Source organism: Microbacterium sp. SCN 69-37 (genome assembly GCF_001724435.1).
In the GTDB taxonomy this organism is placed as follows: Bacteria; Actinomycetota; Actinomycetes; order Actinomycetales; family Microbacteriaceae; genus Microbacterium; species Microbacterium laevaniformans.
Window position 1 is genome coordinate 1 of the sequence record NZ_MEEL01000031.1, and the last position, 14620, is coordinate 14620.

The following is a 14620-nucleotide window of genomic DNA, read 5'->3' on the forward strand; positions in this document are numbered from 1 at the left end:
CACGGCGAGATGTGGATGCTGCGAGCCCCGAGTCAGGATTGAACTGACGACCCCTTCCTTACCATGGAAGTGCTCTGCCACTGAGCTATCGGGGCGTGCCACCCCTCGCGGGGCAACCAGAAAAGAATATCAGAGCCGGGGCGTCCGACAGAATCGGCTCAGCCGACGGTGTGGCCGGGCTTGGTGTGCTCGGCCAGCCACGGCATCGGGTCGATGCGGGTGGTGCCCCCCAGCAGCACCTCGAGGTGCAGGTGGGGTCCGGTCGCCTTACCGGTCTGTCCGACGCGGCCGATGACCTGTCCGGCGGTGACCTTGTCGCCCACCTTCACCTGCAGCGAGCCGTACTGCATGTGGCCGTAGCGAGTGGAGACGAGCTGGCCGTCGATGATGTGGTCGATCAGCACCGTCACACCGTAATCGCCACCGGACTCGGTCGCGATGCGCACGGTGCCCGCGGCGACAGCGTGGATCTCCGCGCCCTCACCCGGGGTCAGGTCGACGCCGTTGTGGGGGGTAGCGAACTCCGAGAGGTACGCGATGGACCCGAAGGCGGCCGAGATCGGCACCCCGACGGGGAACGGGTACTGGATGGGCGACGACGGGTCGTTCACCCACGTGTTCGCGAACAGGCGCACGCCCGACTCGGCCGCAAGCTCCGACATCGACGTGACGTTGTAGCTTTCGGGTCGATCCAGCGCGGTCGGAGCATCGGTTCCCGAAGCCACGAACGCCTGGATCTGACCGGCATCCGAGCTCTTCGTCAGCTTCTGACTGGCGGCGACGACGGTGGGCTGCGCGGCGGTGTTCGACGAGTCGGATGCCGAGGCGATCGCAGCCGCCGGCGTGGTCGTGCCCACCGCGAGCAGGCCGACGACCGCCATGACGCCCACCGAGAACGACGCCGCAGCCATCCGCTTGGCGATCGCCGCGCCACGCGGGCGGCGGCGTGCGGCGACATGGACGACGGCCTCGGCAGCGGAAACCGGTTCCGCCGGCTCGGCAGCGGCGGTCGAGGGACGCTGCACCGGCATCTCCCCCGTGAAGGAGAACAGGCGGGCAGCGAACTCGAACTCGTCGAGGTCGCAGCTCTCGGATGCCGCGACGAACGCGGAATCGCTCGGGAGCTGGTCGGCGACCGGAGCGGGCACGGCATCCGCTTCGTGGTCGACGGCCGCGGCGGCGTCCACCGTCACGGCGACCGCGGATGCGTCCTCGGTGGCGACCGATTCGAACACGGCTCGCGCGGCGCGGCGCAGACGCCGACGGGAGGCTTCGTCGGGTTGTGCCCCGGCGACGGTTTCGGCGACGATCGCCGCAGCGACGTCGGCGACGACCGACTCGGCGAGGGAGGGCTCGGCGGGCGCGGACTCGACAGGCGCCTCGGGCTGCGTCACCTCGGCGACGGCGGCAGAAGCGACAGGGAGAACGTCGTCCGCGGGAGCGGCCTCGGCGGCGGCCTGGGCAGCCAGGCGACGGTATTCAGCGCGGGTCAGTGCACCCGGCCCGGTCGGCGTTGCGGCCGACTCGGTTCGTCGGCTGGCACGCCGCGAGGGCGTCGCATCGGCCGCGGGGGTGTCGGGGGTCAAATCACACAGGCTCTCGTCAGGCCGCGCGGAAGGGTGCTCCGCACGACGACGTACTACGGGCTTCGGATCGCTTCGCCGTTCGGGCCGGCAAAGATAACGATCGGGTAAACACTACATCGTGGTCGCTGGGAATGCCATGGACACACGGTCCACGTTCCTATCAACCCGCGGACGCCTCACACCTCCAGCAACTCGCGCATCCGCGGAAACAGCTCCGGACCGGCCGCGATCGTCATCTCCGCACCGGGCGCGCCGCCCGGGCGACCGCCGACGATGCCGCCCGCCTCCGTCACCAGCAGCGCTCCCGCCGCGTGGTCCCACGGCTTGAGCCCGCGCTCGAAGTACCCGTCGAGCCGCCCGGCGGCGACGTAGGCCAGGTCGAGCGAGGCCGCGCCGGCGCGACGCAGGTCGCGGGCGAGCACCATCATCCGGCGCACCCGCGCCAGGTCGCCGTCGTGGGTGGCGGGGTCGTATCCGAAACCGGTCGCGAGGAGGGCCCCGGCATCCGTGACCGTCGACACGTGCAGAGGCTGATCGCCGAGCCAGGCCCCTCCACCGCGGTGCGCGTGGAAGAGCTCGTCGACGGCGGGGCTGTAGACCGCCGCGGCCTGTGCCACCCACGTCTCGGGCGTCGCCTCCCCGGTCACGGCGGCGATGCTGACCGCGTACTGCGGAATGCCGTAGGCGTAGTTGACCGTGCCGTCGATGGGGTCGACGACCCAGGTCACACCGCTCGTGCCGGGCTGCGGGTCGGACTCCTCCCCGAGAAAGCCGTCGTCGGGCCGGACTGCGGCCAGCCGGTCGCGGATGAGCTGCTCCACCTCGCGGTCGGCCTCGGTCACGATGTCGGCGAGGGTGGACTTGGTCGCCGCCACCGCGACGCCCTCGGCCCGGCGACGCCGCGCGAGCGCGCCGGCCTCCCGTGCGATGTCGACGGCGATCTTTTCCCACTGCGCGGCATCCACCATGCCTCCACGCTACGCGCACTACCGTGGCCTCATGAGCGCGCACTACGACGTCGTGATCGTGGGCGGTGGACACAACGCCCTCACCGCCGCCGCCTATCTCGCCCGGGCGCGCAAGCGCGTCGTCGTGCTGGAACGGCAGGACCACGTCGGCGGCGCCGCGGTGTCGGAGCAGCCCTGGGCGGGCGTGGATGCGCGCCTGTCGCGCTACTCGTACCTCGTGAGCCTGCTGCCTCGCACGATCATCGACGACCTCGATCTGCGCCTCGACCTGCGACGGCGCCGCTACTCGTCGTACACCCCCGACCCCGCCGACCCGTCCCGCGGCATCCTCATCGACAACGCGGATGCCGCGGCCACCACCGCGAGCGTCATCCGCACGACCGGTGACCTCCGCGAGGCGGAGCGCTTCGAGGCGTTCACCGACCGCCTCCTCCCGCTCGCTGCGACCGTCTTCCCCTCGGTGACAGAGCCCCTGCGCCGCGCGGGCGAGATGCGAGCGGAAGTCGCCGACACCGCGCTCTGGGACGCGCTCACGACGCGACCGCTGGGCGGTCTGCTGCGCGACGGGCTGGGCACCGACATCGCGCGCGGCATCGCCCTCACCGACGGCCTCATCGGCACCTTCTCCTGGGCCGACGATCCCTCCCTGCGCCAGAACCGCTGCTTCCTCTACCACGTGGTCGGCGGCGGCACCGGCGACTGGGACGTTCCCGTCGGCGGCATGGGCCGCGTGAGCGCCGCGCTCGAGAACGCGGCGCGCCGCGCGGGCGCCGAGATCCGCGTCGATGCGACCGTAAGCGCGGTCGCGCCCGGCGGCACCGTGACGCTCGCCTCGGGCGAGATCCTCACCGGACGCCTGGTTCTCAGCGGCGTGGGCCCCGCGGTGCTCGATCGGCTCCTCGGCGACGCGGCGGACCCCGCGGACGACGCGGCACCGGAGGGCGCGCAGCTGAAGGTCAACATGCTGCTGTCACGTCTGCCGCAGCTGCGTCACACGACGGTCTCGCCCGAAGCGGCCTTCGCCGGCACGTTCCACGTCAACGAGACGATGACCCAGCTCGACGACGCCTACGCGGCCGCGGTGGACGGCGGCATCCCGCGTCCCCTTCCCGCCGAGATCTACTGCCACTCCCTCACCGATCCGTCGATTCTCGGACCGGCTCTGCAGCAGTCGGGCGCGCAGACGCTCACCCTGTTCGGACTGCAGGTTCCGCACCGATTGGCTGCCGGTGTCACGAGCGCCGACTACCGGTCGACGCTCGTGGATGCCGCGACCCGCTCGCTCGACGCGGTGCTCGCCGAACCGCTCGCCGACTGCCTGTACGTCGCGCCCGACGGCTCGCCGTGCATCGAAGCGCGGACGACCACGGACCTGGAGGGATCGCTCGGCATGACCGCCGGCGACATCTTCCACGGGCCGTTGTCGTGGCCGTGGGCGGGCGACGACGAGCCGCTCGAGACGGCGGCCGAGCGCTGGGGCGTGGCGACGGCGCACGAGCGGGTGCTGATGTGCGGCTCGGGCGCGCGCCGCGGCGGCGCCGTCAGCGGCATCGGCGGCCATAACGCCGCGATGGCGGCGCTGGAGATGCTCGACTGACCCTCAGCTGTGCTGCTGGGGCGGCAGCGGCGGGGCCGGCGGGTACCCGTCGTGCCCCTGCGCGGCCGGAGCCGTCGGGGCGCTTGCGCCCTCCGTGAACCAGAAGCGTGCGCCGGGCGAGGGCTGACCCGTGTAGTAGGCGTTCCAGTCCGGCGAGCCGTCGGGGAACACCGGCAGCGGCGTGACGCCGTCGGCGAAGGTGGGCCACGGTGCGGATGCCGCCGGAGCGGGTGCCGGTGCCGGCGCGGGCGGCTGAGCCGGGGCAGCGGGCGCCGCCACGGGGAGTGGGGCCGAACCGTAAGGAGCCGCACCGTAGGGGGCGGCGAGGTGCGGGCGCGGACGCTTCGGGGCGAAGAGGGCGTTGACCAGCGGCAGGAGCGCCGTGCCCACCGCCGACAGGATCGCGAGCGCGACGACCACGCGCCAGTAGAGCGGACGGTAGGTGACGAACTCGTCGGTCATCAGCGGCAGCACGAGCATGACCATGAGGATGACGACGAGCCCGATGGTCACGTAGGTGACGATCGAGGTGAAGGTCGTCTGGTGCCGCTGGAACGCTTTGAGGAAGAGGCGTGCGTGCAGGAGAGCCCCCTGGATGATGAGCGCGATGACGATGAACTTGAACACGCGCTCGGCGCCGGCGCCGAAGTAGCCGCTGGTCGGCATCCAGATGAGGAACGCTCCCACCAGCAGGATGAGCACCCACGAGATCATGCTCGTCAGCGCGAGCCAGGTGGGCCGGTTCTGGGCCATGTTCGACTCGGCGATCGAGACGCCGGCGAAGCCGGCCAGCAGCAGGATCGTCAGGAACGCCTTACCCACGATGCCGTTCGAGTCGCCGATCAGTACCCACACCACGCACACGAGGGCGGCGGCGATCAGAGCGCCGATCGCGACCCAGATCGTCGCTCGCAGGATCTTGTTCGACTGCGGTGAACTCGTCGGTTCGGTCATGTCTCTCCCCTTCGTCGGGCATCCAGCCGTGCACCCATCCTGTCACGCGGGTGCGACGGCGCGAGAGTGTCGCTGCGCACGCGGGAAAGCGAAAGGCCCCGCATCTGCGGGGCCTTTCGGTGGGTGGCGAGTGAGGGATTCGAACCCCCGAAGTCGAAGACGGCTGATTTACAGTCAGATCCCTTTGGCCGCTTGGGTAACTCGCCAAGTGCGCACCCGCCCGGCTTTTGCAGTCGACCGGAGGCGCGATCAACCATCTTACCCGGCCGCACGCGTTCCGAAAAACCACGGGCCGCATCGCGCGCGTCAGAGCGGGGCCACGACCCGCTCCACGAAGGCCTCCACGCGATGGCGCGTCCCGTCGATGCGGCGGTCGACGCTGGCACGCACCTCGCTCGGCGCGAGCGGCGCCGCAAGGCGGACGTTCTCGTGGCAGCCCAGATCGGCGCAGATGTAGGTGCCGACGCTGTCGCCGCGATCCCCGGCATCCCCCGCCCGTCGCGCCGTGAACAGGGCGACCTGATTGCCGGGCTGCATCGTGTGGCAGAGGTTGCACATCGCCGCGCGCGGACGGGATCCGGATGCCGCGCGCAGCACGATCCCCGTGGGCACGCCGTCACGCTCGACGATCATGTAGCCCCGACCTCGGAAGTCCGGATCGGACCACGCGAGGAAATCGAGGTGATCCCAGTCCGCGAGCACGAGAGAGAGCGGAACGCCCACGCGGTCGAGCTCATCGGGTGTCGCGTTGACGAGGGCGGCGCGCACCTGGTTCTCCGTGAGCGGCTGCATCCGTCCAGTCTACGAAAGAGCCCGGCCGCGGGCGCGGGCTCGGCATCCGCTCGGCGTCCTGGGACTGCTCGCACGGCCGCGGCTAGACTGCCACGCATGGCTGACTCCTCTTTCGACATCGTCTCCAAGATCGACCGCCAGGAGGCGGACAACGCGCTCAACCAGGCCCGCAAAGAGGTCGAGCAGCGCTACGACTTCAAGGGCACCGACGCGTCGATCGACTGGAGCGGCGAGGCGATCCTCATCAAGGCCAACAGTGAAGAGCGCGCGAAGGCCGTGCTGGACGTGTTCCAGTCGAAGCTGATCAAGCGGGGCATCTCCCTGAAGTCGCTCGAGTCGGGTGAGCCGCAGGCCTCCGGCAAGGAGTACCGCATCACCTCCACGCTCAAGGAGGGGATCTCCTCCGAGAATGCGAAGAAGATCACCAAGCTCATCCGCGACGAGGGACCCAAGTCGGTCAAGGCGCAGATCCAGGGCGACGAGCTGCGCGTGCAGTCCAAGTCGCGCGACGACCTGCAGGAAGTGCAGCGGATGCTGAAGGCGGCCGACCTCGACGTCGACCTGCAGTTCGTCAACTACCGGTAAGCCGGGCACCGGGGCGAAGCGGCTTGCTCGGCGCAGGCGATCTGCCGAGAACAGGCCGATCTGGGCCGTCTTTGCCTGCGCCGGGCAGATTGCCTGCGCCGGGGCGACGAGGCACCGGGGCGATGAGGGCGAGGGCACTCACCGGATTCATCACCGGGAACCGTAAGGTTTCGGCGTGCATGACATCCGACGACGCTCACGCCGCCTGGTAGCGGCGCCCGCGGTGACCGCGGTGACCGCCGCGGGAATGCTGCTTCTCGCAGGTTGCGGGTCTCAGGCCCCGGCCGCCCGAGGCCCTACCCGCGGCCGAAACCGGGCACCAGCACCGGCGTGCGCTTCTTGTATTCCTGGTATGCGGGCTCGTCACCCCAGCGCGCGTCGGCGCGCTTCTCCAGCATCGGGATGCCGCTCACCCGCGTCAGCAGAAGGATCACGAACAGCGGCGAGATCACGGTGACCCACTGCCAGCCCACGGCCGCCGGCAGCGCGACGATCGCGACGCCGACCCAGACGAGGATCTCGCCGAAGTAGTTCGGATGCCGCGACCACGCCCAGACGCCCGAATCGATGAAGCGCCCCTTGTTGGCGGCATCCTTGCGGAACGCCGCCTTCTGCCCGTCGGCGACGACCTCGATGAGCAGGCCCACGAGCCACACCACGGCACCGATGACGATCCAGACGTCGAGCCCACCCGCGGCGGTAGCGGTGATGCCGACCCACGCGGCCGACGACGTGACGGCGACCCACAGACCCTGGATGATCCAGACCCGCAGGAACGCCAATGGGTTGATCTTGATGTCATCGAAGCGGCCGTCCGCGCCCTGCGCGTGCACCCGCACGTACAGGAACACGGACAGCCGCACCCCCCACACGACGATCATGGCGGCCAGCACCCACGCCCGCACCGAGGCCGGGGCGACGGCCGCCAGCAAGACGATCGCGACCAGTGCGAACGTCAGGCCTCCCGTGAGATCGAAGAACTTCTCGGTACACAGTAGCGCCGCCGGAATGTAGGCGACGACCTGGATCGCGAATGCCACGACGACCGCGAGCGCGAACAGCGGGATGCCGCCCCACGATGCGCCGGCGCTTCCGCCGGCGACGGCGAGCGCTGCGCCGATGCCGAGCGCGACGAGGATGGTGACGAGGATGGCGCCCGGGCGCTGTGACATGGGAGTTCTCCGGTTGTGGGGCGTAGGAGGGCGGGTCAGAGGTAGAGGGCGTCGATGGTGCCCGACTCGCGATCGAGCAGCTGACGACGCCGGATCTTCAGCGTCGGTGTCACGATCTCGCGATCCTCGGCATCCGCGAAGACGAGCGCGAACCGTCGCACCTGCTCGCTGCGCGAGACCAGCGCGTTGGCTTCGTCGACGGCCCGCTGCACCTCTGCGCGGAGGTCGGGGTCATCCAGCGCCACGGCGCTGCCGCGTGCGGCGGTCACCGTGTCCTGATCGAGCACGATGAGCGCGGTCAGATACGGCCGCCCCTCCCCCACGGTCACCGCGGACGAGATGACAGGGTGCTCTTCGATCGCCGCTTCCCACCGCGCGGGGGCGACGGTCTTGCCACCCGACGTCGTGACGACGTCCTTGACGCGTCCCTCCAGCACGAGACGGCCGCGCTCGTCGAGCCTGCCGAGGTCACCGGTGCGGAAGAAGCCGTCGACGAAGGCGTCACGGTCATCGTCCGCGTTGCGATAGCCGGCGAACACACCGACGCCCTTCGCGAGCACCTCGCCGTCGTCGGCGATGCGCACGGTCGAGCCGGGAAGCGGCACCCCGACGGTGCCCGAGCGGATGCGACCGGGAAGGTTGCCGGTGAGAGGCGCGGTCGTCTCGGTCAGCCCGTACCCCTCGATCACCGGAACACCCATGCCGCGAAAAAGCAAAGACAGCCGCGACGGCAACGTCGCGCCGCCCGAGAGCACGTAGCCGATGCGCCCGCCCATGAGGGCGCGAATGCGACGGTAGAAGAGGGCGTCGAACACGCGGCGACGCACCCGTAGGCTCCACGACGACGCCGGCGTCTGGCCGTCGTCGATCTGCTCCTCACGTCGTGCAAGCTCTGTGGCGGTGCGAACCGCGGCATCCCAGACCCGCCCGAGGTGCTTGTCGGCGGCCTTGGCCCGGGCCGCCGCGGCGATCTTCTCGAGAATGCGGGGCACGACCACGAGGAACGTCGGGCGCAGCTCCGCGAGCGAGGCGACGACTTCCGACGGTTCTGAGAGGTGAGCGATGCGCATGCCGCTGGCGAGACAGATCAGCTGCAGCCCCCGGGCCAGCACGTGCGCCAGGGGAAGGAAGATCATCGTGCTGCCGTCCGCGCGCACGATGTCGGAGTACGCGGCGGCGATGTTGAGCACCTGCCCGAGGAAGTTCTCGTGGCTGAGGACGACGCCCTTGGGCGTGCCGCTCGTGCCCGAGGTGTAGACGATCGTCGCGGGCGAGGTGGGGCCGGCATCCGTGCGGGCACGCTCGAGCACGGCGTCGTCGACGAGGCCGCCGCGAGCGGCGAGGTCGGCCAGGCCACGCGTCAGGGACAGGACGGTCGGCACTCCGGCCGCCGTCAACGCGGACCGGGAGCGCTCGTCACCGAAGAAGGCGACGCGCACGCCGGCGTCGGCGACGATCGCCGCGACCTGGCTCGGCGCGGAGGAGTCGTACACGGGCACGACGACGCCTCCCGCGAACCAGACGGCCAGGTCGGCGACGGCCCACTCGTAGCGCGTCGGGGCCATGATCGCCACGGCGTCGCCGGTTTGCAGGCCGTCGGCCAGCAGCCCCTTGGCGACCGCGCGCACTTCGGCGGCAAAGGCGGCTGTCGTCACCGGCCGCCACCGTTCTCCGTCGCGCACGTCGAAGGCGACGTGGTCGGGAGCCTCGTCGACCCGACGCGTCAGCAGGTCGGTGACATTGCGGTACGCCGACAGGTCGGCAAGCGGCGCAGTCGAGACTTCTCTCACGGACGGAGCTCTCCTTCGGGATGGGCGTAGCTGCCTCTTGTTCGGAGCCGTGGCCCGATCGGATCGGGTGTCCGCTCCGAAATCCTGCCATGCTCGCGCCCGACGCCCGGATGGGTTGCCGAAGCGCCCGCCGACACGGTATGGAGGCTCTCGCCGCGTGCGCGACCGGATACGCTCGCAGAGTGAGCTCCTCCGCTGTCATGCCGCGGCTCCCGGCGTGCGCCGTCACCGCACGGGGAGGCCGATGACCATGCCGCACGACGACGGGCTCGAGGACTTCGCCGACCTGATGGCCTCGGCCCCCAGCGGTGCGTCGCACGTGTCGCTGTCCGCCGAGGATGCCGAGCGCCTGCGCCGGCGTCGGCGCCGCCGCCGCCGTGGCTGGCTGATCGCCGCAGGTGTCGTGCTCGCGATCGTCGCCGGCGCCGGCGGCTACACGGCGTGGGCCCTCTCGGCGCCGTTGCCCGCGCTCGAGACGACGACACGCGTTCCGACCGTGGCGCCGGGCGCCCCGGCAGCGCTGGCGATGCCCTCCGGACGGGCCGCCGCGATCTCGGTGGTCGGCGCCGCAGGCGATCTGGGGGCGGCGGGACTGCACGCGGTGAGCGGTGACGACCAGCCCCGACCGATCGCGAGCATCAGCAAGCTGATCACCGCGCTCGTCGTGCTCGACGCTCATCCGCTGCAGAGCGCCGACGACCCCGGTCCGACGATCACGTTCGACAAGGCCGACCACGACCTGTACGACCAGTACTACGTGCTCGGCGCGACGGTGGCCGCCATGCCGACCGGCAGCTCCATGTCGCTGCGCGACGCCCTGACCACCATGCTGCTGCCGTCGGCGAGCAACTATGCCGACGCGGTGGCGATGTGGGCCTTCGGCTCCCGTTCGGGCTACGTCTCCGCGACGCGCACGTGGCTCCAGGCTCACCAGCTGAACGGAACGACGATCGTCGAGCCCACCGGCATCGATGAGCGCAACACGAGCACACCGAGTGATCTGCTCGCCATCGGACAGCTCGCCGCGGCCAATCCCGCGCTCGCCCGGATCACGTCGATGCCGTCAGCCACCGTCCCGACGGTCGGAGAGGTGGACAACACCAACGATCTGCTCGGCAGCGACGGTGTGACCGGCCTGAAGACGGGCAACCTCGGCGCCGGGACGTTCGCACTGCTCTACACCGCGACGAGCAACCCCGGACTGGGCGAACCGCTGAAGATCGTCGGCGTCTCGCTCGATGGGCAGTCGCGGGAGCAGGTGGATGCCGATGTCACCACCGCGCTGCGCAGCGTCGCCGCCGGCGTGCACCTGGTGCCGGTCGCGAAAGCGGGAACACCGGTCGGCACGGTGACGAGCCCCTGGGGCGGGGAGGCGCAGTTGGTGCTGTCACGCGACGAGAGCCTGCTCACGTGGTCCGATACGCCGATCACCGCATCGATCACGCTGACGATTGCGCCGACCGGCCAGGACGGCCAGCAGATCGGCATCGCCACGTGGACCTCCGGCGGCCGCAGTGCCAGCGTCGCGGTGGCCGTGCGCGGAACGATCGCCCCTCCCGACGACTGGTGGAAGCTGACCCACCCCTCGCTGCTCGGCGGCCCGGCGCCGTCGCCGTCGCCGAGCGTGAGCCCGTCCCCGACTCCCACCGCCGGCGGCTGAGCGGCGCGGATCAGCCCAGCGCGCCCGAGACGAGCCACCGGCGCAGCACGCCGTACGCGGCATCCCTCGGCTTCGGCGCCGACAGGAACACGTCGTGGATCGCGCCGTCGATGTGCGCGACCGTCACGAGAGAGCCGACCCGCGTCGCCGCCCGGGCGATGTCGGCGACCACCAGCACGCTGTCGGTGGAGGTCATCTCCGGCGTCCACTGCAGCGGCGTGGTCGACGCGGCCGAGAGCAGGGTGAGCACCGGGGCGTCGATCGTCAGGCCGCCGGCGACCGTGGCGTGACCCCGCATCACGGCGGCGAGCCACCCCGGATGGGTGGGAAAGCCCCGCTCGGGACGCCAGCCTTCGGGACTGTCGGGCAGGGTCCCCAGTTCGCGCTGCGCGCGCGTGTAGAAGCCGAGATCGACGACTGGGTGCGCGCCGAGAGGGTCGAAGCGTGCCCGCATCGCGATGATCGGGGCGATGGCCTGACGCCCGATCGCACCCGTCTGCAGCTCCAGCCACGGACTGTTGAGCACGACGGCGGAGGCCGCGCCGCGATGCCGTGCCGCCCAGAGGCTCAGGGTGAGTCCTCCCGTCGAGTGCCCCAGCAGCACGAGCCGCCGGCCGCGATCGTGCGTGCCCATCGCGGCGAGGGCGGCGGCGATGTCGGGATCGTAGTCGTCGAGCGTCGTGACGTATCCGGGGATCTGCCCCGGGCGCAGGCTCCGGCCGTATCCGTGCAGGTCCAGGGCGTAGAACCGGGCACCGAGGCCCGTCCAGAAGTGCGCCAGCTCCGTCTGGAAGAAGTAGTCCGACCACCCGTGCACGTACAGCACGTCCACACCGTTCAACGGTCGCAGCCACGGCATCCGCGGGAGGGATCGCACGAGGGTGGCGGGAGCGGCGTCCACGCCGAGCTCGAGCGTGAGCTGCTCGAAGCCCGGCCCGAGGATGTCTGCGACCCACTCGCCCACCATGTCGCCAGCCTATCCGCGGCCCCTCTGTGCGGGGCGACGGGGATAGCGGAGGAGATTTCCGTTCGGGAGGACGGATGCCGCGGCAGCGACCTCCCGACGCGGCATCTCCTCCCGGGCGGTTCAGCGCGCGAGGTGGAGTCCCTGGGCGACCGCACGCATGAGCACGTCCTGCACCTGCTCCCACTGATGGATCACCTGTCGATAGCCGACGCGGATCACGTGATACCCGAGCAGCATGAGGGCGGCATCGTGCGCGTTGTCGGCATCGCGCTGCGCTCCGACATGGTGGCCGCCGTCGATCTGCAGGACGAGCCGCTCGCCGATGAGCAGGTCGACGCGGTGGCCGGCGATCCAGATCTGGCGCCGCAGCGACAGACGCATCCACCGCAACCGGGGCACGACGATCGTCTCCAATCCCGAGTCGGACCAGACCTCCGCCGCCGCGAGCACACGGCGCGCACAGGCCGGAAGGCGAAGCCGTGCCAGCGCCGGGGCGCTGACCTCTTCCTTCCGCAGAGCCGACTCCCACACCGCCAACGCGACCTCGAACGGTTGGCACGCGGCGACCGCAGCGAGCACGTTCTCGGGAGCATCGACCAGTGCATCCGGATGCCGCGGCACCACCGGCCGCGCCCAGTGCACGACCGCGGTGGCCGTCGGCGCCCTCCCGGCGTGAGCGTGAGCGGCGACGTGAACGCGCGCGTCGTCGTCGTGCACCCACCAGCCGCGCCGGCGCGCCTGCGTCACGCACGAGATCACCACGCCCGACCGTGCCGCCGCGGTCAGGTGCGGGTCGGCATCCGGTACGGCCAGCCAGCCGCGAGCCACGCGCACCAGCTCCCGCCGCGCCACCGCGCGGTCGAGCGCACCGCGCCCGTATCCGGCTCGAGCGATCCGATCGCTGCGGACCACGCCTCCGCGTGCACGGGCCCACGTCGCGGCATCCATGTGCGACATCGTGACCCGAGCCACAGCCGGCGACCCCGCGCGCCGCGGCATCCGTGCACAACCTGTCGCCTCGCCCCGCTGGGGAGGAGTCGAAGCAGGCCCACCCGTGCGCGCCAGCGGAGGAGATTTCCGTTCGGGAGGACGGATGCCGCGAAAACGACCTCCCGACGCGACATCTCCGCCCGAACCGACGGCTTACTCGCCGCGCGAGACCCGGACCATCTCGTCCCGGTCGACGACCTTGATGCGCGCACGCTCGTGCGGGGCGCCGAGAGCGACCTCGTGCTCGTCGAGGCGGTGCCACCCGTCCAGATCCGTCCAGGCGACGCCGCGCTCGGCCAGCAGGGCGGGGATCGCCTCCGGCGACGGGTCGGCGGGCTGCCACCACGACGCCTGGTCATTGATGAGGTGGCTGATCGTCTCCATCGCGTCCGACTTCGTGTGCCCGATGAGTCCGACCGGGCCGCGCTTGATCCAGCCGGTCGCATAGACGCCGGGCACGCGCTCGTTGGAGTCCTTGTGCAGCACCTGACCCTCGTGATTGGGGATCACGCCGTGCTTCTTGTCGAACGGCACGCCCGGCAGGGGCGATCCGAAGTAGCCGACGGCGCGGTACAGCTGCTGGATCGGCACCTCGCGCAGCTCGCCGGTGCCGATGACGCCGCCCTGACCGTCCGGACGGGTGCGCTCGTACACGAGAGCGGCGACGCGGCCGCTGTCGTCGGTCTTCACCTCGACGGGCTTGGCCCAGAAGTGCAGGTGCAGCCGGCGCGACGCCGCGCCTCCGGCGTTGTTGACGCCCGGCCGCTGACGCCACGACTGCAGCACCCGGTCGATGACCATGACCTGCTTGTTGCTGGCGACCGCGGTGCGCGACGCCTCGTCGTAGTCGAAGTCCTCGTCGTAGACGACCATGTCGACGTCGCGCAGCTCGCCGAGCTCGCGCAGCTCCAGCGGCGTGAACTTCACCTGGGCGGGGCCGCGTCGACCGAACACGTGCACGTCGGTCACCTGCGAAGCCTCCAGCCCGGCCTGCACATTCGCGGGGATCTCGGTGACGAGGAGGTCTTCGGCGTGCTTGGCGAGCACACGCGCGACGTCGAGCGCGACGTTGCCGTTTCCGATCACGGCGACGGATGCCGCATCCAGCGGCCACTCGCGCGGGAAGTCCGGGTGGCCGTCGTACCAGCTGACGAAGTCGGCCGCGCCGAACGAGCCGGCCGCATCGATGCCGGGGATGTCGAGGTCGGCATCCTTGATCGCACCGGTGGCGAAGATGACGGCGTTGTAGTGCTGCTTCAGGTCGTCGAGGGTGAGGTCCTGACCGAAGCGGACGTTGCCGAAGATGCGGATGTCACCGCGATCGAGCACGTCGCGAAGGGCGGTGATGATCCCCTTGATGCGGGGGTGGTCGGGGGCGACGCCGTAGCGCACGAGTCCGTAGGGAGCGGGAAGGTGGTCGAACAGATCGATCGAGACGTCGAACTTGCGCTCGGCCTTCAACAGGATGTCCGCCGCGTAGATGCCGGCGGGGCCCGCGCCGACGATGGCCAGCCTCAGCTTGGTCATGGGTGTGTCCTTCGTGTTCATCCGGTCGTGGG

12 protein-coding genes and 2 tRNA genes are annotated in these 14620 nt (G+C 70.8%); 3 read left to right on the forward strand and 11 right to left on the reverse strand.

Going from position 1 to position 14620, the window contains the following annotated elements; genetic code table 11:
• Positions 1–23 precede the first annotated feature (23 nt).
• The 3 genes from ABS64_RS09500 to ABS64_RS09510 form a co-directional block, all read right to left on the reverse strand.
• Positions 24–95 (reverse strand) — tRNA-Thr (locus ABS64_RS09500).
• 63 nt (positions 96–158) lie between these two features.
• A complete protein-coding gene (locus ABS64_RS09505) occupies positions 159–1586 on the reverse strand; it encodes a M23 family metallopeptidase (protein ID WP_292683182.1) in 1428 nt (475 codons plus the stop codon).
• A 176-nt stretch (positions 1587–1762) separates the two neighbouring features.
• Entirely contained in the window at positions 1763–2554 is a 792-nt protein-coding gene (locus tag ABS64_RS09510) for an inositol monophosphatase family protein (RefSeq protein ID WP_036282812.1), read from the reverse strand.
• Positions 2555–2585: 31 nt separating this feature from the next.
• Here ABS64_RS09510 and ABS64_RS09515 point away from each other — a divergent pair, with 31 nt between their 5' ends.
• Positions 2586–4151: an NAD(P)/FAD-dependent oxidoreductase gene (locus tag ABS64_RS09515; protein WP_292683186.1), complete on the forward strand. Its 1566-nt coding sequence runs from the start codon at positions 2586–2588 to the stop codon at positions 4149–4151.
• Positions 4152–4154: 3 nt separating this feature from the next.
• Here the strand turns inward: ABS64_RS09515 and ABS64_RS09520 are convergent, their stop codons facing one another.
• The 3 genes from ABS64_RS09520 to ABS64_RS09530 form a co-directional block, all read right to left on the reverse strand.
• Complete coding sequence (locus ABS64_RS09520; protein WP_036287377.1) at positions 4155–5105, reverse strand: hypothetical protein; 951 nt, start codon at positions 5103–5105, stop codon at positions 4155–4157.
• 124 nt (positions 5106–5229) lie between these two features.
• Positions 5230–5311 (reverse strand) — tRNA-Tyr (locus ABS64_RS09525).
• 100 nt (positions 5312–5411) lie between these two features.
• Positions 5412–5897 (reverse strand): FBP domain-containing protein, encoded by a 486-nt coding sequence (locus tag ABS64_RS09530; protein WP_036287381.1) that lies wholly within the window; start codon positions 5895–5897, stop codon positions 5412–5414.
• A 96-nt stretch (positions 5898–5993) separates the two neighbouring features.
• On the opposite strand from ABS64_RS09530, the gene ABS64_RS09535 reads away from it, so the two are divergent.
• A complete protein-coding gene (locus ABS64_RS09535; RefSeq protein WP_005049876.1) occupies positions 5994–6482 on the forward strand; it encodes a YajQ family cyclic di-GMP-binding protein in 489 nt (162 codons plus the stop codon).
• A gap of 296 nt (positions 6483–6778) precedes the next feature.
• On the opposite strand, the gene ABS64_RS09540 is transcribed toward ABS64_RS09535, so the two are convergent.
• Complete coding sequence (locus tag ABS64_RS09540) at positions 6779–7654, reverse strand: DUF1295 domain-containing protein (protein WP_292683194.1); 876 nt, start codon at positions 7652–7654, stop codon at positions 6779–6781.
• A 35-nt stretch (positions 7655–7689) separates the two neighbouring features.
• Positions 7690–9444 (reverse strand): AMP-dependent synthetase/ligase, encoded by a 1755-nt coding sequence (locus ABS64_RS09545; protein ID WP_292683197.1) that lies wholly within the window; start codon positions 9442–9444, stop codon positions 7690–7692.
• 244 nt (positions 9445–9688) lie between these two features.
• Between ABS64_RS09545 and ABS64_RS09550 the strand changes: the two genes are divergently transcribed.
• Positions 9689–11104, forward strand: coding sequence for a D-alanyl-D-alanine carboxypeptidase (locus ABS64_RS09550; protein WP_292683199.1), 1416 nt, complete (start codon positions 9689–9691; stop codon positions 11102–11104).
• A gap of 10 nt (positions 11105–11114) precedes the next feature.
• Here the strand turns inward: ABS64_RS09550 and ABS64_RS09555 are convergent, their stop codons facing one another.
• The 3 genes from ABS64_RS09555 to ABS64_RS09565 form a co-directional block, all read right to left on the reverse strand.
• Positions 11115–12071 carry an alpha/beta hydrolase gene (locus tag ABS64_RS09555; protein ID WP_288121524.1) on the reverse strand — a complete coding sequence of 319 codons (957 nt, stop codon included), beginning with the start codon at positions 12069–12071 and terminating at the stop codon, positions 11115–11117.
• 120 nt (positions 12072–12191) lie between these two features.
• A complete protein-coding gene (locus ABS64_RS09560; protein WP_288121523.1) occupies positions 12192–13019 on the reverse strand; it encodes a type IV toxin-antitoxin system AbiEi family antitoxin domain-containing protein in 828 nt (275 codons plus the stop codon).
• A gap of 195 nt (positions 13020–13214) precedes the next feature.
• Positions 13215–14588 carry an FAD-dependent oxidoreductase gene (locus ABS64_RS09565; RefSeq protein WP_288121522.1) on the reverse strand — a complete coding sequence of 458 codons (1374 nt, stop codon included), beginning with the start codon at positions 14586–14588 and terminating at the stop codon, positions 13215–13217.
• Between the last annotated feature and the right edge of the window lie 32 nt (positions 14589–14620).

What these genes read in the sequence shown, in the direction of transcription:
- ABS64_RS09510 (WP_036282812.1), bottom strand. Translation starts at nt 2,554, where the DNA reads ATGGTGGATGCCGCGCAGTGGGAAAAGATCGCCGTCGACATCGCACGG.
- ABS64_RS09520 (WP_036287377.1), bottom strand. Translation starts at nt 5,105, where the DNA reads ATGACCGAACCGACGAGTTCACCGCAGTCGAACAAGATCCTGCGAGCG.
- ABS64_RS09530 (WP_036287381.1), bottom strand. Translation starts at nt 5,897, where the DNA reads ATGCAGCCGCTCACGGAGAACCAGGTGCGCGCCGCCCTCGTCAACGCG.
- ABS64_RS09565 (WP_288121522.1), bottom strand. Translation starts at nt 14,588, where the DNA reads ATGACCAAGCTGAGGCTGGCCATCGTCGGCGCGGGCCCCGCCGGCATC.
- ABS64_RS09560 (WP_288121523.1), bottom strand. Translation starts at nt 13,019, where the DNA reads ATGGATGCCGCGACGTGGGCCCGTGCACGCGGAGGCGTGGTCCGCAGC.
- ABS64_RS09540 (WP_292683194.1), bottom strand. Translation starts at nt 7,654, where the DNA reads ATGTCACAGCGCCCGGGCGCCATCCTCGTCACCATCCTCGTCGCGCTC.
- ABS64_RS09535 (WP_005049876.1), top strand. Translation starts at nt 5,994, where the DNA reads ATGGCTGACTCCTCTTTCGACATCGTCTCCAAGATCGACCGCCAGGAG.
- ABS64_RS09515 (WP_292683186.1), top strand. Translation starts at nt 2,586, where the DNA reads ATGAGCGCGCACTACGACGTCGTGATCGTGGGCGGTGGACACAACGCC.
- ABS64_RS09555 (WP_288121524.1), bottom strand. Translation starts at nt 12,071, where the DNA reads ATGGTGGGCGAGTGGGTCGCAGACATCCTCGGGCCGGGCTTCGAGCAG.
- ABS64_RS09550 (WP_292683199.1), top strand. Translation starts at nt 9,689, where the DNA reads ATGACCATGCCGCACGACGACGGGCTCGAGGACTTCGCCGACCTGATG.